13 protein-coding genes are annotated in these 23922 nt (G+C 37.1%); all 13 read left to right on the top strand.

What is annotated here, in order from left to right:
* Positions 1-29: 29 nt before the first annotated feature.
* Positions 30-3170 carry a SusC/RagA family TonB-linked outer membrane protein gene (locus GXM17_RS06480; RefSeq protein WP_163398483.1) on the top strand — a complete coding sequence of 1047 codons (3141 nt, stop codon included), beginning with the start codon at positions 30-32 and terminating at the stop codon, positions 3168-3170.
* An 11-nt stretch (positions 3171-3181) separates the two neighbouring features.
* On the top strand, positions 3182-4756 hold the full coding sequence (locus GXM17_RS06475) for a RagB/SusD family nutrient uptake outer membrane protein (protein ID WP_163398482.1): 1575 nt from the start codon (positions 3182-3184) through the stop codon (positions 4754-4756).
* 23 nt (positions 4757-4779) lie between these two features.
* Positions 4780-6195, top strand: a complete 1416-nt coding sequence (locus GXM17_RS06470; protein WP_163398481.1) for a hypothetical protein — start codon at positions 4780-4782, stop codon at positions 6193-6195.
* A gap of 230 nt (positions 6196-6425) precedes the next feature.
* Positions 6426-8900, top strand: a complete 2475-nt coding sequence (locus tag GXM17_RS06465) for a glycoside hydrolase family 2 TIM barrel-domain containing protein (protein ID WP_163398480.1) — start codon at positions 6426-6428, stop codon at positions 8898-8900.
* Positions 8901-9138: 238 nt separating this feature from the next.
* Positions 9139-11538, top strand: a complete 2400-nt coding sequence (locus GXM17_RS06460; protein WP_163398479.1) for a glycoside hydrolase family 31 protein — start codon at positions 9139-9141, stop codon at positions 11536-11538.
* 250 nt (positions 11539-11788) lie between these two features.
* Positions 11789-13789: a glycoside hydrolase family 97 protein gene (locus GXM17_RS06455; RefSeq protein WP_163398478.1), complete on the top strand. Its 2001-nt coding sequence runs from the start codon at positions 11789-11791 to the stop codon at positions 13787-13789.
* Positions 13790-14057: 268 nt separating this feature from the next.
* Positions 14058-15623, top strand: coding sequence for a GH39 family glycosyl hydrolase (locus GXM17_RS06450; RefSeq protein WP_163398477.1), 1566 nt, complete (start codon positions 14058-14060; stop codon positions 15621-15623).
* Positions 15624-15701: 78 nt separating this feature from the next.
* Positions 15702-17936 (top strand): glycoside hydrolase family 3 C-terminal domain-containing protein, encoded by a 2235-nt coding sequence (locus GXM17_RS06445; protein WP_163398476.1) that lies wholly within the window; start codon positions 15702-15704, stop codon positions 17934-17936.
* Positions 17937-17997: 61 nt separating this feature from the next.
* Positions 17998-19497 carry a cellulase family glycosylhydrolase gene (locus GXM17_RS06440; protein WP_163398475.1) on the top strand — a complete coding sequence of 500 codons (1500 nt, stop codon included), beginning with the start codon at positions 17998-18000 and terminating at the stop codon, positions 19495-19497.
* Positions 19498-19724: 227 nt separating this feature from the next.
* On the top strand, positions 19725-20336 hold the full coding sequence (locus GXM17_RS21655; RefSeq protein ID WP_208796422.1) for a transposase: 612 nt from the start codon (positions 19725-19727) through the stop codon (positions 20334-20336).
* A 207-nt stretch (positions 20337-20543) separates the two neighbouring features.
* Positions 20544-22937, top strand: a complete 2394-nt coding sequence (locus GXM17_RS06430) for a glycoside hydrolase family 95 protein (RefSeq protein WP_163398474.1) — start codon at positions 20544-20546, stop codon at positions 22935-22937.
* A gap of 151 nt (positions 22938-23088) precedes the next feature.
* Positions 23089-23550, top strand: a complete 462-nt coding sequence (locus GXM17_RS06425) for a Panacea domain-containing protein (protein WP_163398473.1) — start codon at positions 23089-23091, stop codon at positions 23548-23550.
* Position 23551: 1 nt separating this feature from the next.
* Positions 23552-23911: a hypothetical protein gene (locus GXM17_RS06420; RefSeq protein ID WP_163398472.1), complete on the top strand. Its 360-nt coding sequence runs from the start codon at positions 23552-23554 to the stop codon at positions 23909-23911.
* Positions 23912-23922 lie beyond the last annotated feature (11 nt).

The raw sequence follows: 23922 nt of genomic DNA, 5'->3' as shown, positions 1-23922 counted from the left end.
AACAAACTTTAACCAAATTATTAATGATTATGAAAAGCAATTATTGTATTAAACCGACAATGCTCCAGTTTTTCGTGGTGCTGCTGCTTAACGTATTTACGATACAGTCGGGTTTTGCACAAGAGCAATCCCAATTTGTAAGCGGAAATGTAAAATCAGCAGACGACGGTATTGGAATTCCAGGTGCTACTGTAGCAATTGAAGGGACGAAAAGAGGAACTTCGACAGATTTTGACGGTAATTTCAGGATAGAGGCAAAAACTGGTGATGTAATAGCAATCAGTTTTATGGGGTTCAAAACCCAGCGTGTAACTTTAGGATCGCAAAAAACAATTGCTGTCACTTTACAAACTGAAGCGGCAGATCTTAAAGAAGTCGTAGTTATTGGGTATGGTACGCAAAAAAGAACAGCGGTTACTACTGCCGTTGCTCAGGTATCAGGTGAAAACCTTGCTAAAACTAACACTATCAACGCACTTCAGGGACTGCAAGGACAGGCAGCTGGTATTCAGATTACATCTACTTCCGGGCAGCCTGGAGAATCTATGAATGTTGTTATAAGGGGATTAGGGACTACGGGAGGAAGCAGTCCGCTGTATGTTGTAGATGGTGTAATTACAGGTGATATTGCTTATCTAAGCAATTCTGATATTGAATCAATTTCGGTTTTAAAAGATGCGGCTTCGTCTGCCATTTACGGATCTCAGGCTGCAAACGGAGTTGTTTTGGTTACAACCAAAAAAGGGAAAAGAGGTTCTCCGGGAAAAATTACATTTGACCAATATTATGGCGTACAGTCGGTAGCCAGAAAAGTTGATTTATTAGATGCCAGAGAATACGCCACTATTTTGAATGAAGCGGCAGTAAACTCAGGTAAAAATCCTTATTTTACTAATGATCAGATTGCTGCTTTAGGAAAAGGTACGAACTGGATGGATAAAATGTTGACAGATAATGCAGCTACCAAAAACTTCTCGTTTGGAGCATCAGGCGGTTCAGAGACTTCAGTGTATTCTACCTCATTGTCTTATTTAGGACAGGAAGGAGTAGTTGGCGGCAAAGATTTGTCGAACTATGAACGTTACAATTTCAGATTCAATTCAGAACATAAATTATATAAAGACATTTTAACTCTGGGACAGAATCTAAGTTTTGCTTATGTAGATAAAAATGGTATTGGAGTTGGAAATCAATACAACAATTCTTTAAGAAGCGCATTTCAGACTACTCCGTTATTGCCAATGTACGATGCCGATGGTAATTATTTTGACACTACAAATACAAATAGTACTGAACCATGGTTAAATGGAGTTGCAAATCCTTATGCAATGATGGACTACAACAATCAAAATGAAAGTAACAATCAGAAGTTATTAGGAAATGTTTATTTACAGATTGAACCCATAAAAGACCTTACGTTTAGAACAACTTTAGGACTTGATTATTATGTGTCTGAAGGACATTCATACAAACCTGTATATCATCTGTCAATTTATGCAAATAATAATTTTGATACTGTCAACCAAAACATGTTTAAAAGCAGACGTATCAACTGGGATAATTTATTGGGGTATAAATTCAATGTTGCTGAAGATCATCATTTCGAAGCAATGCTGGGAACATCTTATATTAATTATGCAGGAACTTCTGTAGAAGCAAATAATGCAGATTCTGTTTTTAATGATTTAGAACATGCGTGGATAGATAATACTACAAATAAAGACGGCACAAAAATAACTATAAAAGGGAAAAAAGAAGAAAATATATTGATGTCTTATTTTGGGAGATTAAATTATAACTTTAAAGACACCTATTTGATTAATGCTACTCTGAGAGCTGATGGTTCATCAAAATTTGCTCCCGATAATCAATGGAGCTATTTCCCATCAGTGTCTGCTGGATGGGTAATGTCTAATGAAACATTTTTGAAAGATTCTCAAGCTATTAATTTTTTAAAATTGAGAGCGAGCTGGGGTCAGGTTGGTAATCAGGCAGTTGGAAACTTTCAATATTTAGCTGTAATGAAATCGAATAATACAAATTATATTTTTGGTGATACAGAGGGAGTCCTTACACCGGGAACCTATCCTCTGAGATTTGCAAATCCTGATTTAAAATGGGAAAATTCAGATCAGATTAACGTGGGTCTGGATGCCAGATTTTTGAATAATGCCCTGAACGTTACTTTTGATGTTTATAAAAAAACAAACAAGGACTGGCTGATTTTAGCTCCAATGTTAGCAACTGCGGGTGCTGAAGTACCGCCTTATATTAATGGTGGGGATGTAGAGAATAAAGGGGTGGAGTTAAGCCTGAATTATCAAAACAATATTGGTGATTTTAATTATAGTGTGAGTGCAAATGGTGCCTATAATAAAAATACAGTAGGTAAGATACCTACAACAGATGGTATAATTCATGGGTTGAATAATGAACTTTATGATAATGCGGGCGAATTCTACAGAGCGGAAAACGGATTTCCTTTGGGATATTTCTGGGGTTACAAAACAGGAGGCGTTTTTCAGAATCAGGAACAAATTGATAATTATAAATCGGATAGCGGTGTAGTATTACAGCCTGGTGCAGCTCCGGGAGATATTATCTACGTAAATACAAACGGAGATGATAAAATTGACTCTCTTGATAAAACCAGCATCGGAAATCCTAATCCTGATTTTACCTATGGTTTTTCTTTATCAGCAAACTATAAAGCATTTGATTTTTCATTGATGGCAAATGGTGTGGCAGGAAACCAGATTGTACAATCTTACCGAAACCAATCGGGTGCTTTTGGTAATTATACTTCCAGAATATTGAGCCGTTGGCACGGTGAAGGGTCTTCGAATTCAATGCCAAGAGTAACAGAAGATAACAGAAACTTTACACAATTTTCAGACTTATATGTTCAGGATGGTGATTTTTTAAGGATTAACACCGTTACTCTAGGATTTGATTTAGCCAAAATGGATAAATCTAAATCGTTCTTTGCCAGCCAGTTCAGAATTTACTTTTCTGTATTAAATCTTTACACTTTTACAAAATATGATGGTATGGATCCTGAAATTGGATTTGGTTCTTCAAATGATGATCAAAAGTTTTCATCAGGTGTGGATGTAGGGTACTACCCAAGACCAAGAACCTATATGTTGGGATTAAATGTTAAACTTTAATAAATAAGATAATGAAAAATACCTATTTATATATTTTCTGTTTGAGTTTATTGTCTCTGGGTTCTTGCAGTTTAGAAACTGAACCTCTGACACAACAAACAGATACAAATTTTTATAAAACAACAGAGGATGCTTATACTGCATTAGTTGGTTGTTATGATGGTTTGCAAGTAGCGACTGGTGCCGGTGGTTTGGGAGTTCCTGTAATAACAGAAGTGATGTCAGATGATTGTTTTGGCGGTACCGGAGCTTCAGATGGTTACAATTATGCAATGGTAGATGAATTTGATAAGAGTCGTTCTCCATCTGATGTGGATCTTCTCAATAATAATTGGGTTGCCTATTACAGAGCTTTGTATCGTTGTAATGTTTTCCTGTCAAAAATGGATCAGATTGACTGGGGTGGAGATACTGCACTAAGAAGTACTTATGAATCTGAGACTAAATTCATCAGGGCTTATCTTTATTTTGAGATGGTACGTTTGTGGGGAAACATACCGCTTTTAACAACTCCGTCTAAAGAGAACATTCCACAGGCAGCTCCGGAGGAAGTTTATAAAGTAATAGCAGAGGATTTGGTATTTGCTTCAGAGAATTTGCCAGCAGCGGCATACAATTCTGTACCCGGCGGAAGAATTACGAAATGGGCAGCAAAATCCCTGTTAGGGCGTGTTTATTTATATTACACAGGATATTATGGAAAAGCAGATTTAGCCGGGATTGTTACTAAAGCTCAGGCTTTGAAGCATTTAGAAGATGTTATTGCATCGAGTGGTCACGGTTTAGTTGATGATTTTTCTACTTTATGGCCGGCAGCTTCGGTTGATAAATATGCAGGTGAAAGCAACAAAGAATTCATATTTTCTATAAAATATACTTATACAAGTGATTATAACGGAAACACAGATGGCAATCATTGGCTGGTAATGTTTGGTATGAGAGAGTTTTCATCATATCCTTATGGCCGTGGATGGGGAGTTACCGTGAACTCAAAATTATGGGATGATTTTGATGCTAATGATACAAGGCGTGCAGCAACCATCATTGGAATTGAAGAAGAAAACATAGAATTTGACAAAATAAACAGTCAGAGAGAATATACAGGATATTATAATAAAAAATACGCACCAATGGTAGATAAGGACGGAAAAGATCTTCCGCTTGTTTTGGGCAGCCAGTTTTGGGATATCAGCCAGTTTCAGGATTATGTTGTATTGCGATATGCTGATGTATTGTTAATGGCAGCTGAATTAGGCAGCGGGAGTGCTCAGTCGTATTTTGACCAGGTGAGACAAAGAGCGTATAAAACTAATTTTACAGCTAAGTCAGTAACACAGGAAAATATTATGGATGAAAGACGCTTAGAGTTTGCACTTGAGGGCATCAGATACTGGGATTTATTGCGTCAGGGAATCGGTAAAGCCTCGTCAGAAATTGCAGAATCAACAACTTTATTAAGCGGAGGAGTTGCCGGAACAAAAACAATATCGGCTGCTAAGATTCAGGAAACAAAAGGATTATCGCAAATTCCTAATACGCAGATTACATTATCAGGAAATATTTTAAAACAAAATGCCGGCTGGTAATTTTAAACTAAAAACTAAAGAAAATGAAAAATATTAAAATAATAATTACAACATTTTTGACACTGCTATTGCTATTGTCATCCTGTTCACCTGACACTTATTCGTTAGATGCCGTGACTGATAAATCAGATATTGATTATGAAATTACACAGGATTTTGAAGTTGATCCGGGAGGAAATACTGTCATACTGAAAAATAAAACTCCGGGAGTTGTGCTTACCTGGGATTATGGGACAGGTAAATCAAATAAAGCGACTGAAACGGTTAAATATGCTTTTAAAGGAAACTATACAATCAAAATTACAGCTGTTACCGGTGGTGGTATTGTAGAGTTAGATCCTTACACCGTGACGGTTACGCAGGACAACTTAACTTATGTAAACGATCCTCTTTGGAATTTACTTACAGGCGGTGTTGGAAAATCTAAAACCTGGCTTTTGGATTTAAATGCAGATGGGGTTTCGAAATATTTTATTGGTCCAATGTACTTTTACGGAGCTGATAATGCATGGTTAGAAGGGGGTGATAATGGTTGTTATGGTACTGATTGCTGGAATTGGCTTCCGGAGTGGAAGGGCAACCAATGGATTGCAGCTAAAGGTGATTACGGAAGTATGACATTTAGTTTAGAGGGTGGTCCATTTTTAAAAACAGATCATAAGATGTCTCCGGCGTATGGTCAGGAGTCCGGAACATTCTTTTTAGACGCTGCTGCAAAAACCTTAACGACTTCTAATGCTACGATCATACACCCTAATGAAAATGAGAATTGTGTTGTAGATTGGAAATCGATGAAAATCATGTCTTTAACTGAAAACACATTACAAGTAGGTGTGATGAGAAAAAATAGTTGTGAGTCTACAGCAACATTGGTTTTTAACTTTATATCAAAAGACTATAGCGATAACTGGGTGCCAAAAGATGTTCCGGATCCAAATCCTGCAATTGATTTAAATGGCGGAAGTGTGGATGATTTATTGTCAACTACATCAACAACCACTAAAACATGGCATTTAAGCAAGGACACTCCTTTTAACTGGACTGATTTGAATGGTGAAATGTTAAACAACTGGAATTCTGTTGCTGATTATGAAGCAGCTGGCTGGCCAGGATATGTTTCGGGTGATCAGGCTACAGTTGTTAAAAACAAAATTAGCTTCTCAGATGATGGTAAAGTAACAACCATAGACAGTAATGGTGCAACAAAATCAGGGACTTATTCTACCACTACTGATGGAACTAATATTATCACTTTTAGCGGTATAACTCCATCATTTCCAATAGGAAGTTCCTGGGCAACGGTGTCTACTACGGCTAAAAACCAATGGAAAATTGTTAAAACTGCAAAAACTGGTAATGTGGTTACTGACATCTGGTTTGGAAAACGTGATGAGGTGAAAAGTGAGTATATGATTTTCCACTTTGTCCTAAGTAATTAATAATCTAAAAACCATTTTTTAAATAATTAAGTCATCTCTAAATACAATCTTAGTACTATTTTTTTGAAAGAAAGTGTTTAGGGATGTCTTATTATTTTTTTGACAAAATCAAATCAGTTTAAGACTAAAAAATACAACAATACATACCTCAAAAATAATAATTTGCCGCCTTATGAATTGGTTGGTAATTATGGGTAAATTTATTTTCTTCTAATTATTATAAAAAAAAGATGAAACATTTGAATTTTTTAAAGGCCTTGACAATTTTGGGACTTTTTGCAGTTTTTAGCTGCAATAAGAAAAATACTGATTTTGAAAGCAGAAAAGTGTCTTTTAATTCAGACTGGAGTTTCCATCTTAATGATAGCCTCGTTGATAAAGATACAATTAGTGCTACAACAAAATGGAGAACTTTAGACGTTCCCCACGACTGGAGTATCGAAGAAAAATTTAATAAAAAAAGTCCTGCCGGTTATGGAGGCGGATCCCTGAACGGCGGTTTAGGATGGTACAAAAAAACATTCAAAGTGGCTGCTGAAGACACTGCAAAAATAACATCGATCACCTTTGACGGCGTTTACAGAAACAGCGAAGTCTGGGTAAACGGACATTACTTAGGAAAACGTCCAAACGGATATATTGGTTTTCAATATGAGATTACTCCATATTTAAATTACGGAGATAAAAACAACGAAATAATTGTTAAGGTTGACAATTCAAAACAACCTAATTCACGCTGGTATTCGGGTTCCGGAATTTTTAGAAATGTCTGGATCGAAACCACAGACAAACTTCACGTTGAACAATGGGGAACGTATATTACAACTCCAAAAGTTACTGCCGAAAAAGCTTCAGTAAGTATTGAAACAACAATTAAAAATCAATATACAGAAGGTAAAAAAACAACAGTAACGACAACTATTTTTAAAGAAGACACCAAAGTAACATCGGTTACTCAAGATATAACAATCAATGCAGACGGAAGTCAAATTATAAAGCAGTCAGCAGAAGTTGAAAATCCGGCGTTATGGTCAGTTGAAAAACCGGAATTGTACACAGCAGTTACGGAAATTTTAGTTGACGATAAAGTTGTAGATCAATACAAAACCAATTTCGGAATAAGAGAATTTAAGTTTGATCTGAATAAAGGTTTTATCCTGAATGGAAAACAAGTCAAAATAAAAGGAGTTTGCATGCACCACGATTTAGGTCCGTTAGGCGCTGCAATTAATACACGCGCTATTGAGCGTCAGTTGGAGATTTTGAAAGAAATGGGTGTAAACGGAATCAGAACTTCACACAATCCTCCCGCTCCGGAACTTCTAAATCTTTGCGACAAAATGGGTTTTATTGTAATGGATGAAGCTTTTGACATGTGGAAACAAAACAAAACCAAATACGATTATGCAAATGATTGGGACAAATGGCATAGACAAGATTTAGCAGATCAATTACGTCGTGACCGCAATCATCCAAGTATTTTTATGTGGAGTATCGGAAATGAAATTCCGGAACAATGGAATGAAACCGGAATTGAAATCGCTAAAGAGTTAGCTGCCATCACACGCCAGTACGATAAAACAAGACCGTTGACAGCAGGAATGAATCCGCCGGTAAATATGAATATTGATGCGGTAACTTTGCAATTTGAGAAAAAGAATGTTTCGATTAATCCGCTTGCCGGATCTGGAGTTTTAGATTTGATAGGATACAATTATGCGCATCAGACTTTCGAACATCATTTAAAAAATTTTCCAAAAACCCCTTTCATCGCAACCGAAACTACCTCAGGTTTGCAGACAAGAGGTTATTATGATGCTGTTTCGGACACAATTAAAAAATGGCCGGTTAGCTGGGATAAGAAATTTGAAGGAGGAAATCCGGGAAATACCGTTTCGGCTTATGATCAGGTGCAGACACCCTGGGGATCTACGCACGAAGCAACCTGGAAAATCATAAAAAAACATGATTTTCTGGCTGGAATGTATGTTTGGACAGGTTTCGATTACATTGGAGAACCAACACCATACGAGTGGCCATCGGTAAGTTCCTATTTTGGTATTGTCGATTTAGCGGGTTTCCCAAAAGACGTCTATTATATGTACCAAAGTGAATGGACAAATAAAGATGTTCTTCACGTTTTCCCGCATTGGAACTGGAAAACAGGACAAACGGTTGATGTTTGGGCATACTACAATAAAGCCGATGAGGTTGAACTTTTCGTAAACGGAAAATCAGTTGGAAAAAGAGCAAAAAAAGGAGACGATTTGCATGTCATGTGGCGAATTCCTTTTGAAGCGGGGACTCTAAAAGCAGTTTCCCGTAAAGGCGGAAAAGTGGTTTTAGAAAAAGAAATCAAAACTGCCGGAAATCCTTCGCAACTGAAATTAACGGCTGACAGAAGTACCATTAAAGCAGACAAAAACGATTTGTCTTTTGTAACTGCAGATGTTTTGGATGCTAACGGAACAATAGCACCAAATGCCAATAACGAAATCAACTTTTCATTAAAAGGAAACGGAAAAATAGTAGGCGTTTGCAGTGGAGATCCGGTAAGTCACGAACCGTACAAAGGAACTAAACATACCGCTCTAGCCGGAAAATGTCTCGTAATTGTACAATCGGGAGATAAATCCGGAAGATTAGAATTAACCGCTAAAGCGAATGGACTAAAACAATCGACCATTGTAATTACAACAGAATAAGTTTTCTAATTTTTAATTTTTAAATATAGATACAGTTTAAAAGAATTAAAAGATTTTATACTCTCGCAGATTTGGCAGATCATGCGGATTTTTTTTCCCAATCTGTGTAAAAAGATGGCCACAGATTAAAGAATTAAAAGATTTAAATCTGCATGATCTGCAAAATTTGCGAGAGAAAAGAAAAAGAAAAAATCCTTTCGAATCATTTTAATCTGTGGAAAAAAAATAAAACTAACCCATGAAAAACTCACAATTAACCGCACTAGTTTCTGCTTTTGTTTTGGGATTTTTAGCAGTTCCAAAAGCGAATGCTCAAATCCAAAATGCAGATGTGCTTAATGCACCAATAGATATTAGTAAAGATTTTCAGAACTATCTGAATACGTTTTATTTCGCAGATGAATTGGCTTCTTTTGACCCGGCAACAGCAAAAGGAACAATTAAATATTTGCGTTACAATTATAAAACACGTCAGGCTTTCAACAATATGATGATGAAACCTGATGTTGAAAAAGCAAACGAATTCCCAACAACAGAATACGCAGAATCTCCTGTTTTGCCATTCGAAATTCAGTTTGTTTCTGATAGAACCCTTCGTATCAAAACGACTTCTGGTCCACAGTTTCACCCAGAAAAAGAATCCCTGATGTTGGTTGACGGCGTTGCGCCAAATCATCCGGAATTATGGAAATATGCTAAAATCGAAGGCGGTCACAGTTATACAGGCAAACATGGCAGAGTCGAGATTTTGATTAAACCATGGCACGTAAAAATCTATGATGAAAAAGGAAAACTGCTAACCAGTACACTTCATGATACCGATTTTAAAAATACCTATACGCCAACGCTTCCGTTTTCTTATGTTCGCAGAAACAGCGATTACTCCAGAAGTATGGGAGCGGCTTTCAGCTTAGAACCGGACGAAAAAATATTTGGCTGTGGAGAATCATTCACACAATTCAACAAACGCGGTCAAAAAGTAGTTTTATGGACGGATGATGCCAACGGAATCCAGAATGAAACCATGTACAAACCGATTCCGTTTTATATGAGCAGCCGTGGTTACGGCGTTTTCATGCACCATTCAACTCCAATCACAGTTGACTTTGGGAAGTATTTTGCCAGTGCCAACGAAATGTACATTGGCGATGATGAAGCCGATTTGTTTTTCTTTATCGGAGAGCCCAAAGACATTTTAGATCAATATACTGATTTAACCGGAAAGGCTGCGATGCCCCCACTTTGGTCATTTGGTTTCTGGATGAGCCGTATTACCTATTTCTCAGAAAAAGAAGGACGTGACGTTGCGAGAGATTTACGTAAATACAAAATCCCGACAGATGTAATTCACTTCGATACAGGCTGGTTTGATGTAGATTGGAGAAACAATTATGAATTTGCAAAATCCCGTTTTCCGGATGCTGTAAAAATGATGTCTGATTTGAAAAAAGATGGTTTTCAGATTTGTTTGTGGCAATTGCCTTATTTCACCCCAAAGAACACTTTGTTCCCGGAAATTATGGAAAAAAACCTGGCTGTGAGAGATCGTAAAGGAAACCTGCCTTATGAAGATGCGGTTTTAGATTTCTCAAATCCCGAAACGGTTTCCTGGTATCAGGGAAAACTGAAGAAACTATTTGATGACGGGGTTGCGGTTTTCAAAGTAGATTTTGGAGAAGCTGCTCCGCCAGACGGCATTTACCATTCGGGCAGAACTGGTTTCTATGAACACAATTTATATCCATTACGTTACAACAAAGCAGTTGCCGAAATCACTCAGAAAGAAAAAGGTTATACTCTAATCTGGGCAAGAAGTACCTGGGCAGGATCCCAGCGTTATCCGTTGCATTGGGGTGGTGATGCCGAAACAACAAACGGAGCCATGTCTGCAGAATTGCGTGGAGGACTTTCATTAGGTCTTTCCGGTTTTAGTTTCTGGAGTCATGATGTTGGAGGTTTCGCAACTAAATCTCCTGAAAATATTTACAGAAGATGGACACCTTTCGGAATGTTTACTTCGCACGTAAGAAGCCACGGAGAACCGCCTCGCGAACCTTGGTTGTACAGCAAAGATTTCTTGGAAGGATTTAGAAAAGCAGACAATATGCGTTACGAATTAATGCCATATATCTACGCTCAGGCAAAAGAAAGTTCTCAAAAGGGATTGCCGATGATGCGTGCTTTGTTTGTAGAATATCCAAACGATCCCGGAGCGTGGCTGGTTGACAATGAATATTTATTCGGATCAAGTATGTTGGTTGCACCGCTTTTTGAAGAAGTTGAAGAAAGAGACGTTTACCTTCCGGCAGGAACATGGATTGATTACCAGACCAAAAAAGTATACGAAGGAGGATGGCATAAAATTAAAGCAGGTGAAGTGCCAATTGTAGTTTTGGTCAGAGATGGTTCTGCGATTCCGCATATTGCACTGGCACAATCTACCAAGGATATGGACTGGAGCAAGTTGACGCTAAAAGTTTTTGCAAGCGATAAAACCACTTCGGCGACAGCCAAAGTATTTTTGCCAGAAGGAGATGCTGTAAAAGAAATAAAAGTGAACAAAAATGGAAACAATTTCGACGTAGCAGCAAATCCATTAAACGGGAAAACCACTTTTAAAACCGAGTGGATTAAATAAAAAAGTTAGTCACTAATTACACGAATTTCCACGAATTGAATTGGTGTAATTAGGGGCATAAAAAATAGCCACAGATTATACAGATTAAAAGGATTATTACTCTCGCAGATTTAGCAGATCATGCAGATTTTTTTAATATTAAAATCAGCTCAATCTGCCAGATCTGCGAGAGAAAAAATAAAAAATCCTTTTCAATCCTTTTATCCCGATAGCTATTGGGAGTGGCAAAAAAAATATAATACCAAAAAACATGAAAAACTATCTAATTCTCCCAGCCGTATTGTTTTCAATCGTCGTTGGATACAGTCAGAAAAACAAGAACGCTTACGAACTGGCATCGCCAAACGGAAAAAACAAAATCAAATTTGAGCTGGTAAAAAATGCTCCGAAATATGCCGTTTCTCACGGAAAAACCGAAGTTATTACACCTTCAGATTTGGGATTTGTATTGAAAGGAAACGAAGACTTAAGTACAAACTTTGAAATAAAAGGAGCAAAAACTTCTACGTTTGACGAGACTTGGGAACAAGTTTGGGGAGAAAAGAAAAAGATCAGAAATCACTACAATCAATTAATAGTTGATTTAGAACAAAAAACAGGAAACAAAAGAAAATTACAAATTCAGTTCCGTGCTTTTGATGACGGAGTAGCTTTTAGATATGTGTATCCAAAGCAAAATGTGAAAGACAGTATTTTTATCATGGATGAAAAAACGACTTTCAACTTAAAAGAAGACGGAAAAGCATGGTGGATTCCGGCATTCAAACCAGAACGTTATGAGTATTTGTATACTGCTTCACCAGTTAGTAAATTAGATACGGTTCATACACCATTAACCATTGAAAGTAAAAGTGGTTTGAAACTAAGTTTTCACGAAGCCAATTTAATTGATTTTGCGAGTATGACTTTGGAACAAACTGAAGGGACGCAATTAAAATCGAATTTAGTGCCTTGGGCTGATGGAGTAAAAGTTAGAGTAAAAGATGCTTTTACTTCTTCCTGGAGAACGATTCAAATTGCTGAAAAATCAGGAGATTTAATCGATTCCTATTTGATTTTAAATCTAAATGAACCTAACAAATTAGGAAAACCATCGTATGTTCAGCCGTATAAATATTTCGGAATCTGGTGGGCGATGCACATCGGGAAATATACTTTTTGGGAAGGCGAAAAACAAGGAGCTACTACTGCTCATGCCAAAGAATATATCGATTTTACGGCCAAAGAAGGATTGCACCACTTATTGATTGAGGGCTGGAACAAAGGCTGGACTCCGGCTTGGTATGAAAACCGTATGCACATGTTTAGTTTCACACAATCTGCAGATAATTTCGATCTGGAAAAAGTAGTAGAATACGGAAAATCAAAAGGCGTAGAATTGATCGGATATCATGAGACAGGATCGAACCTGATTAATTACATGAAACAAATTGATGCCGGTTTTGCTTTATACAAAAAATTAGGAATCCACACCGTAAAAATTGGCCACGTTGGTTCAAAATTAAATATGAAAGAATGGCACCATGGTCAGTTTGGTGTAAATTATTTTAGATATGTTTTAGAAAAAGCGGCGCAGTATGATTTGGCTGTTTTCTATCATGAACCGATAAAAGATACAGGAGAGCGCAGAACATATCCAAACATGCTGGCAAGAGAAGCAGCGCGAGGTCAGGAATATAACGCATGGAGCGAAGGAAATCCCCCAAGTCATGTTGTGATTCTTCCATTCACAAGAATGCTGTCAGGACCAATGGAATATACTCCGGGAGTTTTAGATGTTGAAATCAAACAAGGTTACCCGGGAAAAAGAATTCACGGAACAACAGCTCAGCAGTTGGCAATGTATGTCACTTTTTATTCTCCCATTCAAATGCTGGCTGATCTTCCAGAGAATTATAATGTTCCGGCAATGCAATTCTTAAAAGATGTTCCGACAGACTGGAAAGATACAAAAGTTTTAAATGCAGAAATTGGTGAATACCTGACTACGGTTCGTAAAGACAAAAATAGTGAAGACTGGTATTTAGGAAGTATGACAAACGAAAAAAGCAGGGATTTAACGGTTTCATTATCATTTTTAGACACAAGTGCAACTTATGAAGCGCAGATTTATGCTGACGCAGAAGGAACAGACGAAACGCATAATCCAACTGCTGTTGCCATATCTAAGAAAAAGGTAAAATCTACAGATACATTACATTTAAAATTAGGTGGAGCAGGAGGAACAGCGATAAGGTTTAAAAAATTGTAATTCGTAAAGATTTTCGTAGAGACGCACTGCAGTGCGTCTAACATATAGTTAAGTAAGAAAATATTTTGCCACAGATTACAGGATTAAAAAGATTTTATGTTCTCGCAGATTTATTTTTCCAAATCTGTGTGAAAAATATAGTCGCCGATTAAAGGATTAAAAAGATTTAAATCTCCATGATCTGCTAAATCTGCGAGAGAAAAAAAGAAAAGAATCCTAATTATCCCGATAGCTATCGGGAGTAGCAAAGAATAGAAACCATTTTCAGATGAAAAAACTTTTAATACTAGCAGCAGCTTTATTTAGTTCAATCCATTCGTTTGGACAAAATGAAAACCGAACCATAAAAGTAGATTTCAATAAATCTTCCGGAAAATTAAACACCATGTTCAAAGAATGTATCGGTGCAGGTCGGGCGAATGAAGGACTCCGCGCCGACTGGCAGCAGCAATTGGCAATGGTAAAAAAAGAATGTGATTTCAAATACATTCGATTTCATGGTTTATTGTCTGATGATATGGCTGTTTATCGGGAAGATTCAAAAGGAAATCCGGAGTATAATTATCAATATGTTGATGTTTTGTTCGACTTTATTGTGAGTTTAAAAATGAAACCTTTTGTTGAATTAGGTTTCATGCCAAATGCACTTGCAAGCGGAAAAGAAACGATTTTTTGGTGGAAAGGAAATGTTACACCTCCAAAAGATTATAAAAAATGGGAAGATTTGATTCGGAATCTAACCGCGCATTTCAAAGAACGTTACGGAGATGAAGAAGTAAAAACATGGTATTTTGAAGTCTGGAACGAACCAAACTTAACACCGGGTTTCTGGACAGGTACTCAGGAAGAATATTTCAAATTGTATGATTACGCTGCGCGTGGCGTAAAAGCTGTAAATAAGGACTTCAAAGTGGGGGGACCAGCAACAGCCGGTGCAGGATGGGTTCCGGAAACCATTGAATTTACTGCTAAAAATAATGTTCCGTTAGATTTTATTTCGACACATACTTACGGAGTAAATCAGGGATATCTGGATGAATTTGGAACTTCGGGAACTGTTTTGAGCCCAGACGAAAGCAGTATCAGCGGAGATGTGATCAAGTCGCATAAGCAGATTTCAAATTCGGTTAAGCCAAATCTGGAATTACACTACACAGAATGGAGTTCATCTTATACACCGTCAGATCCTATTCACGATAGTTACCATTCGGCAGCCTACATTCTTCAAAAACTCAAAGAAGTTGGCAATGCGGCAAATTCTATGTCTTACTGGGTTTTTACCGATATTTTTGAAGAGGCAGGTCCAAGATTTACACCCTTTCACGGAGGTTTCGGATTGCTAAATACGCAGGGAATTAAGAAACCAGCTTATCTCTCGTATTATTTCCTGAACAAATTAGGACAAACAGAACTTCAAAACGCAGATAAGGCTTCATTGGTGACTAAAAATTCAAAAGGAGGTGTTCAGCTTTTATTCTGGGATTTTACCAATACACATCCGGGAGACAAAGTCTGGAACCAAACTTATTATGTACAGGATTTGCCTTCGAAGGAAAAAGGAAAAGTAAAAGTTGAAGTTTCCGGCCTCCAAAAAGGAAAATATACGCTGGAAATCTACAAAGTCGGCTATAAAACAAATGACGTTTTTGCAGATTATCTGGCACTGGGGAAACCTGCACAGCTCACCAGACAGCAGGTTAATTCACTTAAAGAGAAAAATAATGGAGCCGTAATCGCAACAGAAAAAGTAACGATTGATGCAACAGGTATTTACAGTAAGGATTATAAAATTAATGAAAATGATGTTGTTCTTTTTAATCTGATAAAACAGTAAAATAGAACCAAGATAAAATAACAATTTTTAAAGATTTTTTTTGAGGATCAAAAATCTTTAAATCTAAAAAAAAACGATATGAAAAACAAAATTTTAAGACTTTCGGCATTAATGGTTTTTATGGTTTTGACCTCTTGTAAAAACAATGCACAAAGTTTAGATGCTGATTCGGCTCAAAAAGAATATACAGGTAAGGAAATAAGCTCAGAGTTTGACGATGAAATTAACAAACTGATTGCCCAGATGACCCTTGAAGAAAAAATATCCATGTTGCATGGCAATAGTATGTTTACTTCCGGAGGTGTAAAGCGTTTAGGCATTCCGGAATTAAAAATGGCTGACGGACCTCTGGGAGTTCGTGAGGAAATTTCCAGAGACAGCTGGGCTCCGGCAGGTTTAACCAATGATTTTGCCACCTATTATCCGGCAGCCGGAGCCCTGGCGGCCACATGGAATACAGAAATGGCATATACTTTTGGAAATAGCGTAGGCCAGGAAATGCGTGCCAGGGATAAAGACATGCTGCTTTCGCCGGCAATTAACATTGTGAGAACACCGCTAGGCGGAAGAACCTATGAATATATGACCGAAGACCCATTTTTAAACAAAAAAATGGCGGTACCAATGGTTGTTGGTTTGCAGGACAATGATATTATGGCATGTGTCAAACACTTTGCGGCCAATAATCAGGAAACGAATCGTGATTTCGTAGACGTACAGATTGATGAACGTACACTTCGCGAAATCTATCTTCCGGCTTTTGAAGCAGCTGTAAAAGAAGGAAAAGCCTATAGCATTATGGGGGCTTACAATAAATTCAGAGGCGAATACTTATGTGAGAATGATTATATGCTTAATAAAATCCTTCGTGATGAATGGGGATTCAAAGGAGTGGTAGTTTCAGACTGGGCAGCAGTGCATTCTACAGTAAAATCGCTAGAGAGCGGACTCGATATTGAAATGGGAACACCAAAATCTTTCAATGAATTTTTCCTTGCAGATAAATTAATCGCTGCCGCAAAGAACAAAGAAATTTCGGAGACGGAAATCGATAAACATGTAAAAAGAATTTTACGCGTGTTGTTTCAGGTAAAAGCAATGGGTGGCAAAGACCGTGTCAAAGGAAGCATCTCTACCGAAGCACATTATCAGGATGCCTATAAAATTGCAGCAGAAGCTGTGGTTTTATTAAAAAATGAAAACAATGCACTGCCATTAAAAGTGGACGGAATAAAATCAATTGCAGTAATCGGAAACAATGCAACCAAAAAAAATGCTCTGGGCGGATTCGGCGCCGGAGTTAAAACCAAAAGAGAAGTTACTCCGCTCGAAGGTTTAAAAAACAGATTGCCATCATCAGTCGCCATCAATTATGCTGAAGGCTATTTAGAACGCTACGAAGAAAAAAACAAAGGAAATTTAGGCAATATAACCTCAAACGGTCCTGTAACAATCGATCAGTTAGAACCGGATAAATTGCAGGAAGCAATTGAAACTGCCAAAAAATCGGATGTTGCTATTGTTTTTGCCGGTTCAAACCGTGATTACGAAACAGAAGCTTCAGACCGAAGAAATTTAAAATTACCATTTGGACAGGAAGAATTAATAAAAAAAGTGCAGGCAGTAAACCCAAGAACAATTGTTGTTATTGTTGCCGGAGCGCCTTTTGAAATTGAGGAAATCAGCAAAAAAACAAATGCTTTGGTATGGACATGGTTTAATGGTTCAGAGGGAGGAAATGCTGTAGCGGATGTGCTGCTAGGAAAAGTAAATCCATCCGGAAAACTGCCATGGACAATGCCTAAAAAACTGATGGATTCTCCGGCTCATGCAACAAACAGTTTTCCTGGAGACAAAACCGTTAAGTATGCTGAAGAAATCCTGGTAGGTTACCGCTGGTTTGACACAAAAAATATTGAACCTCTATATCCTTTCGGGTACGGATTGTCATATACCAGTTTTGCTTTCGAAAATGCAAAAGCAGATAAAGAATCATATACACCAAACGAAACTATTTCGGTTTCTGTGGATGTGAAAAATACCGGAAAAAAAGAGGGTAAAGAAGTCGTCCAGCTTTATGTTTCCAAATCCGGTTCAAAAGTGACACGTGCTGAAAAAGAATTAAAGGGTTTCGTAAAAACATCAGTAAAATCAGGAAACATAAATACCGTGACAATTAAGGTTCCGGTTAAGGAACTGGCTTATTACGATGCAGCTGCTAAAAAATGGACAGTTGAACCAGGAAAATATACATTGAAAATAGGAAATTCTTCAAGAGATATCAAAAAAGAAATAATAGTAATCATTAAATAAAATTCACATTAGATTAATGTAAAAAACAAAACCACTTTATTAACTATAACGACCAAATAAAATGAAAAAAACAATAAAAAATTACCTGTTAAGCACAATATTGTGTTTGTCAACTATAAGCTTCTGGGCTTGCAGTTCAGATAAGGATATGCCGGAAGAGGACACAGATCCTGTTGTGAAAACCCTTACTGTTGATGTCAATAAAGTTGATCTTGACAGTAAAGCAGGTAGTGCAAATGTAATTGTAGCAACAAACACCACTGCCTGGTCTGTAAGTACATCCGATGCAAGCTGGATAAAATTTACTCCCGGAACAGGTGTGGCAGGTAGAACAACAGTTACGATTACAGCTTTAGAAAACACCAGTTCGGTAACAAGAACAGCAGATATTACCATTAGCTCTGCAGATGTAGCTCCGGTAAAAATAACCGTTTCGCAAGCCGGAACGACTGGTTTATATCCGAACTATAATACAAATCCCATTGCTGCCGATGCCACTGGTATGAGCAGTACTGCAGTACAATTAGCGGCTAAAATGAAACTGGGCTGGAATATCGGAAACACTTTGGAAGCAACCGGTAGTGAAACAGCCTGGGGAAATCCAAAAGTTACAAAAGCCCTGGTAGATCTGGTTAAGGCAAATGGATTTAATGCTATCCGAATTCCTTGCTCTTGGAATCAGTATGCTAATGGTGCAACAGCAAAAATAACTGACACCTGGTTAGCCAGAGTAAAAGAAGTGGTAAAATACTGTACCGATAATGATATGTATGTAATCGTAAATATCCATTGGGATGGAGGATGGTTAGAAGAAAACTGTATTGAATCCAAGAAAGAAGCAAACAATGCGAAACAAAAAGCATTTTGGGAACAAATAGCAACTAACCTGCGTGATTTCGATGAGCATTTGCTTTTTGCCAGTGCAAACGAACCTCATGTAGATGATGCGACTGAAATGGGAGTGTTAAATTCGTATCACCAAACTTTTATCGATGCTGTACGTTCTACAGGGGGTAAAAACGCTTATCGTACGTTGATCGTTCAGGGGCCAGCTACAGATATAGAAAAAACAGCTAAACTGATGACTACTTTGCCTACCGACAAAGTTGCAAACAGAATGATGGCAGAAGTTCACTTTTATCCATATCAGTTTACTCTAATGGCAAAAGACGAAGATTGGGGTAAAATGTTTTACTATTGGGGGGCAGGAAATCATTCTACTACAGATACTGCACATAATCCGACCTGGGGTGAAGAGGCGTTTGTAAATGAAGTTTTTTTATCAATGAAAACGAAGTTTGTAGATAAAGGTATCCCGGTAATCTTAGGAGAGTTCGGCGCCATCAGACGTGATTTAACAGGCGATGCATTAGCGTTGCATTTAAAATCAAGAGCTGCTTTTCTAAAATATGTTGTAAAACAGTCCAAAGCAAATGGCTTAATTCCGTTCTACTGGGATGCCGGAAATTTAGGAACAAATACGATGTCCTTATTTGACAGAAGCAATAATACTGTATATGATTTGCAGGCATTAACAGCACTGCAGGATGGATTAAAATAAAAATATTTATAAGTATGAACCGCAAAGATCGCTAAGGCAAATTTAGTTTGTAAAACACAGCGAACTTTGCGGTTCCTTTTTGTATTTTCTGTTAAACTAAATTTCTAAAAAATGAAAAAATATATAATCTTAATAAATACGTTGAACGGGTTTGAAACCCGTCTGTACTAAATAAATTGGGAAGTTCAAAATAGGTAGTAATTTGGATTATAGAATTACAAAATAATATGCAAAAATTTCAAGGGAAATACCGGATAGAATCTGCCAGGGCCAAGTGGTGGAATTATGATAATCCCGGAGATTATTTCATCACAATTTGTACAAAAAATAAAGATCATTTATTTGGATACATAAAGGATGGGGAAATGATATTGAATGAATATGGCAAGATTGTATTGGATTGTTGGCTGGATTTAACGAATCATTATGATAATATTATTTTAGGAGAATTTCAGATAATGCCGAATCATATTCATTGTATTATTGGCGCTGTAGAGACGGGTTTCAAACCCGTCTGTACTACGAATGTTGATTCCGATACGGATTTGAAACCCGTCTGTACTACGAATGTTGATTCCGATACGGGTTTGAAACCCGTCTGTACGGATATGGATGATAAATCTGCAAAAAAGGCGCACGGTATATTTGAATTTATAAGAGCATTAAAATCATTTTCGTCCCGGCGAATAAATGAAAAAAGAAATTCAATAGGAGTCACGAATTGGCAGGAAAGATTTCACGATCATATTATTAGGAATGAAGCAGAATATGACAGGATTAAAAATTATATCAAAAATAATCCCAAAAAATGGTATGAGGATTGTTTTTTTAATAGATGATTCGTGTCCGCACGTGTAGAGACGGGTTTCAAACCCGTCTGTACGTGTGAATTGAAATAATTTATGATTCGTGTAAATAGGGAAATCCTAATCACGTGTAATTACGATGCGTAGAGACGGGTTTCAAACCCGTCTGTACAGAATCCCGTCTGTACTGAACGTCTGTATAGATACAGAATTTAAAATAAAATAAAATCATATTTTTTTATGAAAGAGTTATATTTAGTTTTTATCATTTCCATTTTTTGTGGAAAAATTACAGCACAGTCCAGCCATGTTTTGTGGTACAATCAGCCAGCCGAATTTTTTGAAGAAAGCCTCGTTTTAGGAAACGGAAAAATGGGTGCAACTGTTTTTGGCGGAGTGAATTCAGACAAAATTTATCTGAATGATATCACGCTTTGGTCGGGAGAACCTGTAAATGCAAATATGAATCCCGAAGCATATAAAAATCTTCCGGCAATTCGGGAAGCGCTTCAAAACGAAAATTACAAGCTGGCTGAGGAACTTAATAAAAAAATACAGGGCAAAAACTCAGAGAAATATGCACCTTTAGGAACAATAGAAATTAGCACTCCCAACAAAGCAAAAGCAATCAATTATCGTAGAGAATTAGATATTTCGAATGCAGTTTCAAAAGTGACTTACGAAATTGATGGTGTAAAATTCACAAAAGAATATTTTGTTTCTGCACCGGATCAAATCATGATTATCAAATTGACCAGCAGCCAAAAGGGGGCTTTAAATTTTGATATTAATTTGAGCAGTTTACTAAAATCAAATGTTGAGGTCAAAGACAATGTTTTATCACTGAACGGAAGGGCTCCGATAAATGAACATGCAGGTTATACTGTTCTTTCAAAATATCTTGAAATAAAAGAAAGAGGAACACGATTTACAACTTTGATGAAAATCAAAAATAAGGATGGGGCGATTACTGCTTCTGACAAAACATTAGGTGTAAAAAATGCGACTGAAGCTGTAATTTACGTTTCAATTGCCACAAGTTTCAATGGTTTCGACAAAAATCCTGCTACAGAAGGTGTAAACGATAAAGCAATTGCATCAGAAAAACTGAAAAAAGCTTTCGCAATACCATTCGATAAATTAAAAACTTCACATGTTGCCGATTACCAGAAATTTTATAATCGGGTCACTTTAGACTTAGGGAAAACAACCGCTCCCGATTTAGCAACCGACGAACGTTTGTTGCGTTACGCTGACGGAAAGGAAGACAAAAACCTTGAAATTCTGTATTTCAATTTTGGACGTTATTTACTTATCAGTTCCTCAAGAACTTTAGGTGTTCCTGCGAATTTACAGGGACTTTGGAATCCGCATTTGAGTCCGCCCTGGAGCAGTAATTATACGATGAACATTAATCTGGAAGAAAACTACTGGCTGGCAGAAAATACCAATCTTTCAGAAATGCATCTGCCATTGCTTAGTTTCATTAAAAACCTTTCGGTAACCGGAAAAGTTACGGCGAAGACTTTTTATGGAGTTGATAAAGGCTGGGCTGCCGGACATAATTCAGATATCTGGGCGATGACAAATCCGGTTGGGCAATTTGGAAAAGAAGAACCAATGTGGGCTTGCTGGCCTATGGCGGGTGCGTGGTTAAGTACACATATTTGGGAGCATTATGTTTTTACTCAGGACAAAAATTATTTAAAAACCGAAGGTTATCCGTTGATGAAAGGCGCAGCTGAATTTTGTATGGGATGGCTGGTAGAAGATAAAAATGGAAATTTGATTACAGCCCCATCAACTTCACCTGAAAATCAGTATAAACTGGCAGATGGTTTTGTCGGAGCGACGATGTACGGAGGAACAGCCGATTTGGCGATGATCCGTGAATGTTTCGATAAAACAATTAAAGCCGCTAAGATTTTAAATGTTGATGCTGAATTTGTAAAAAAGATGGAGGCTGATTTAGCTAATTTGCATCCATATCAAATAGGTAAAAAAGGCAATCTGCAGGAATGGTATTTCGATTGGGAAGATAATGATCCAAAACATAGGCATCAGTCGCAATTATTCGGATTATTTCCTGGGGATCATATTACGCCTGAGAAAACTCCGCATTTAGCTGAAGCCTCCAAAAAAACACTCGAAATAAAAGGTGATGAAACCACAGGCTGGTCAAAAGGCTGGCGAATCAATCTCTGGGCAAGACTCTGGGACGGAAATCGTGCTTATAAAATGTACCGTGAATTACTTCGTTACGTAGATCCGGACGGAAAGAAAACCGAAAAGCCAAGAAGAGGAGGAGGAACGTACCCAAATTTATTCGACGCACATCCGCCATTTCAAATTGATGGAAATTTTGGTGGAGCAGCTGCAGTTGCCGAAATGCTGGTGCAATCAGACGAAAATGAAATCAGATTATTGCCGGCTTTGCCTGATGCCTGGGAAAGCGGTTCGTTAAAAGGAATCTGTGCACGTGGGGGTTTTGAAATAGATATGATCTGGAGTAATAAAAAAGTGAAAAGCCTGATTGTTTCATCCAAGAAGGGAGGAAAAGCAACTGTTATTCTCAATGGTAAAGAGCAAACTGTTTCTTTGAAAAAAGGAGAGAAGAAAGAAATCAATTGGTAATTTTAGGTAGATAAAATTTGATGTATTATTATTCTGAATTTAGTTTTGAAAAGGTAAAATATTGAATAAAACGTCTCATTAGCAAAACAATAGAATTGATAATTGCAGAACCATCTAATTTTGCTAACTTTGATAAATATATTTTATAGTTATGTCTTACAATCCAACAACGATTGCGAATTATTTTATAGATAAATATTCCAAAACAGGAAATCTTACTCCTATGAAAATAATTAAGCTGACGTATATTGCTTATGGCTGGTATCTGGCGCTGACAGATAAACAACAAAGACTGATTGATGAAAACCCGATTGCCTGGGATTTTGGTCCTGTTTTTCCTTCTTTGTATTACAGTATCAAACAGTACAAAAAAGAAAAAATTACTGAAAAGATTCCAAACCCAACCAGAAATGAAAGAATTTCAAGTGAAGATGAACAGTTTTTAGACAAGATTTGGGACGTATATGGAAGATTTGACGGTGTTTATTTAAGTGCCTTAACTCATATTGATGGAACTCCATGGCAAAAAGTATATCGAAAGGATTTGAATGCTGTTATTTCTGATGATGATATTTTTGAGCATTATAAAAAGTTAAAACCAATTTCTAACTGATATGTCGTTACTCAATTTAAGCCAGATTTCTATTGAAAACAGTGCAGCAGTCAGTCCTATAGATATCGATAATGCCCGCATACAAAATAAAATCCTGGAAGATAGGCTCGGAAATGCAAAAGTAGGGCGGTTTATAGAAGACACTATCTTACGAAGATATCTTACCTATATTTTCTCTTTTATTATTTTCCTGTGGCTGGCAGCGGTTGTCTCAATTTTGTATTTCAATCATAATCTTCTGAATCTAAACCTTTCTGAAAATGTACTGATTACCTTGTTGACAACTTCATCTGTAAATGTAATCGGAATGATGCTGATTATTTTGAAAAATTTATTTCCACAAGTGCCTAATCAGGAATAATCAATGTATAA

This window comes from Flavobacterium fluviatile (genome assembly GCF_010645065.1).
GTDB classification, from domain to species: Bacteria; Bacteroidota; Bacteroidia; order Flavobacteriales; family Flavobacteriaceae; genus Flavobacterium; species Flavobacterium fluviatile.
Note: the sequence above shows the minus strand (reverse complement) of the source record. Positions and strands in the feature narration are given on the sequence as shown.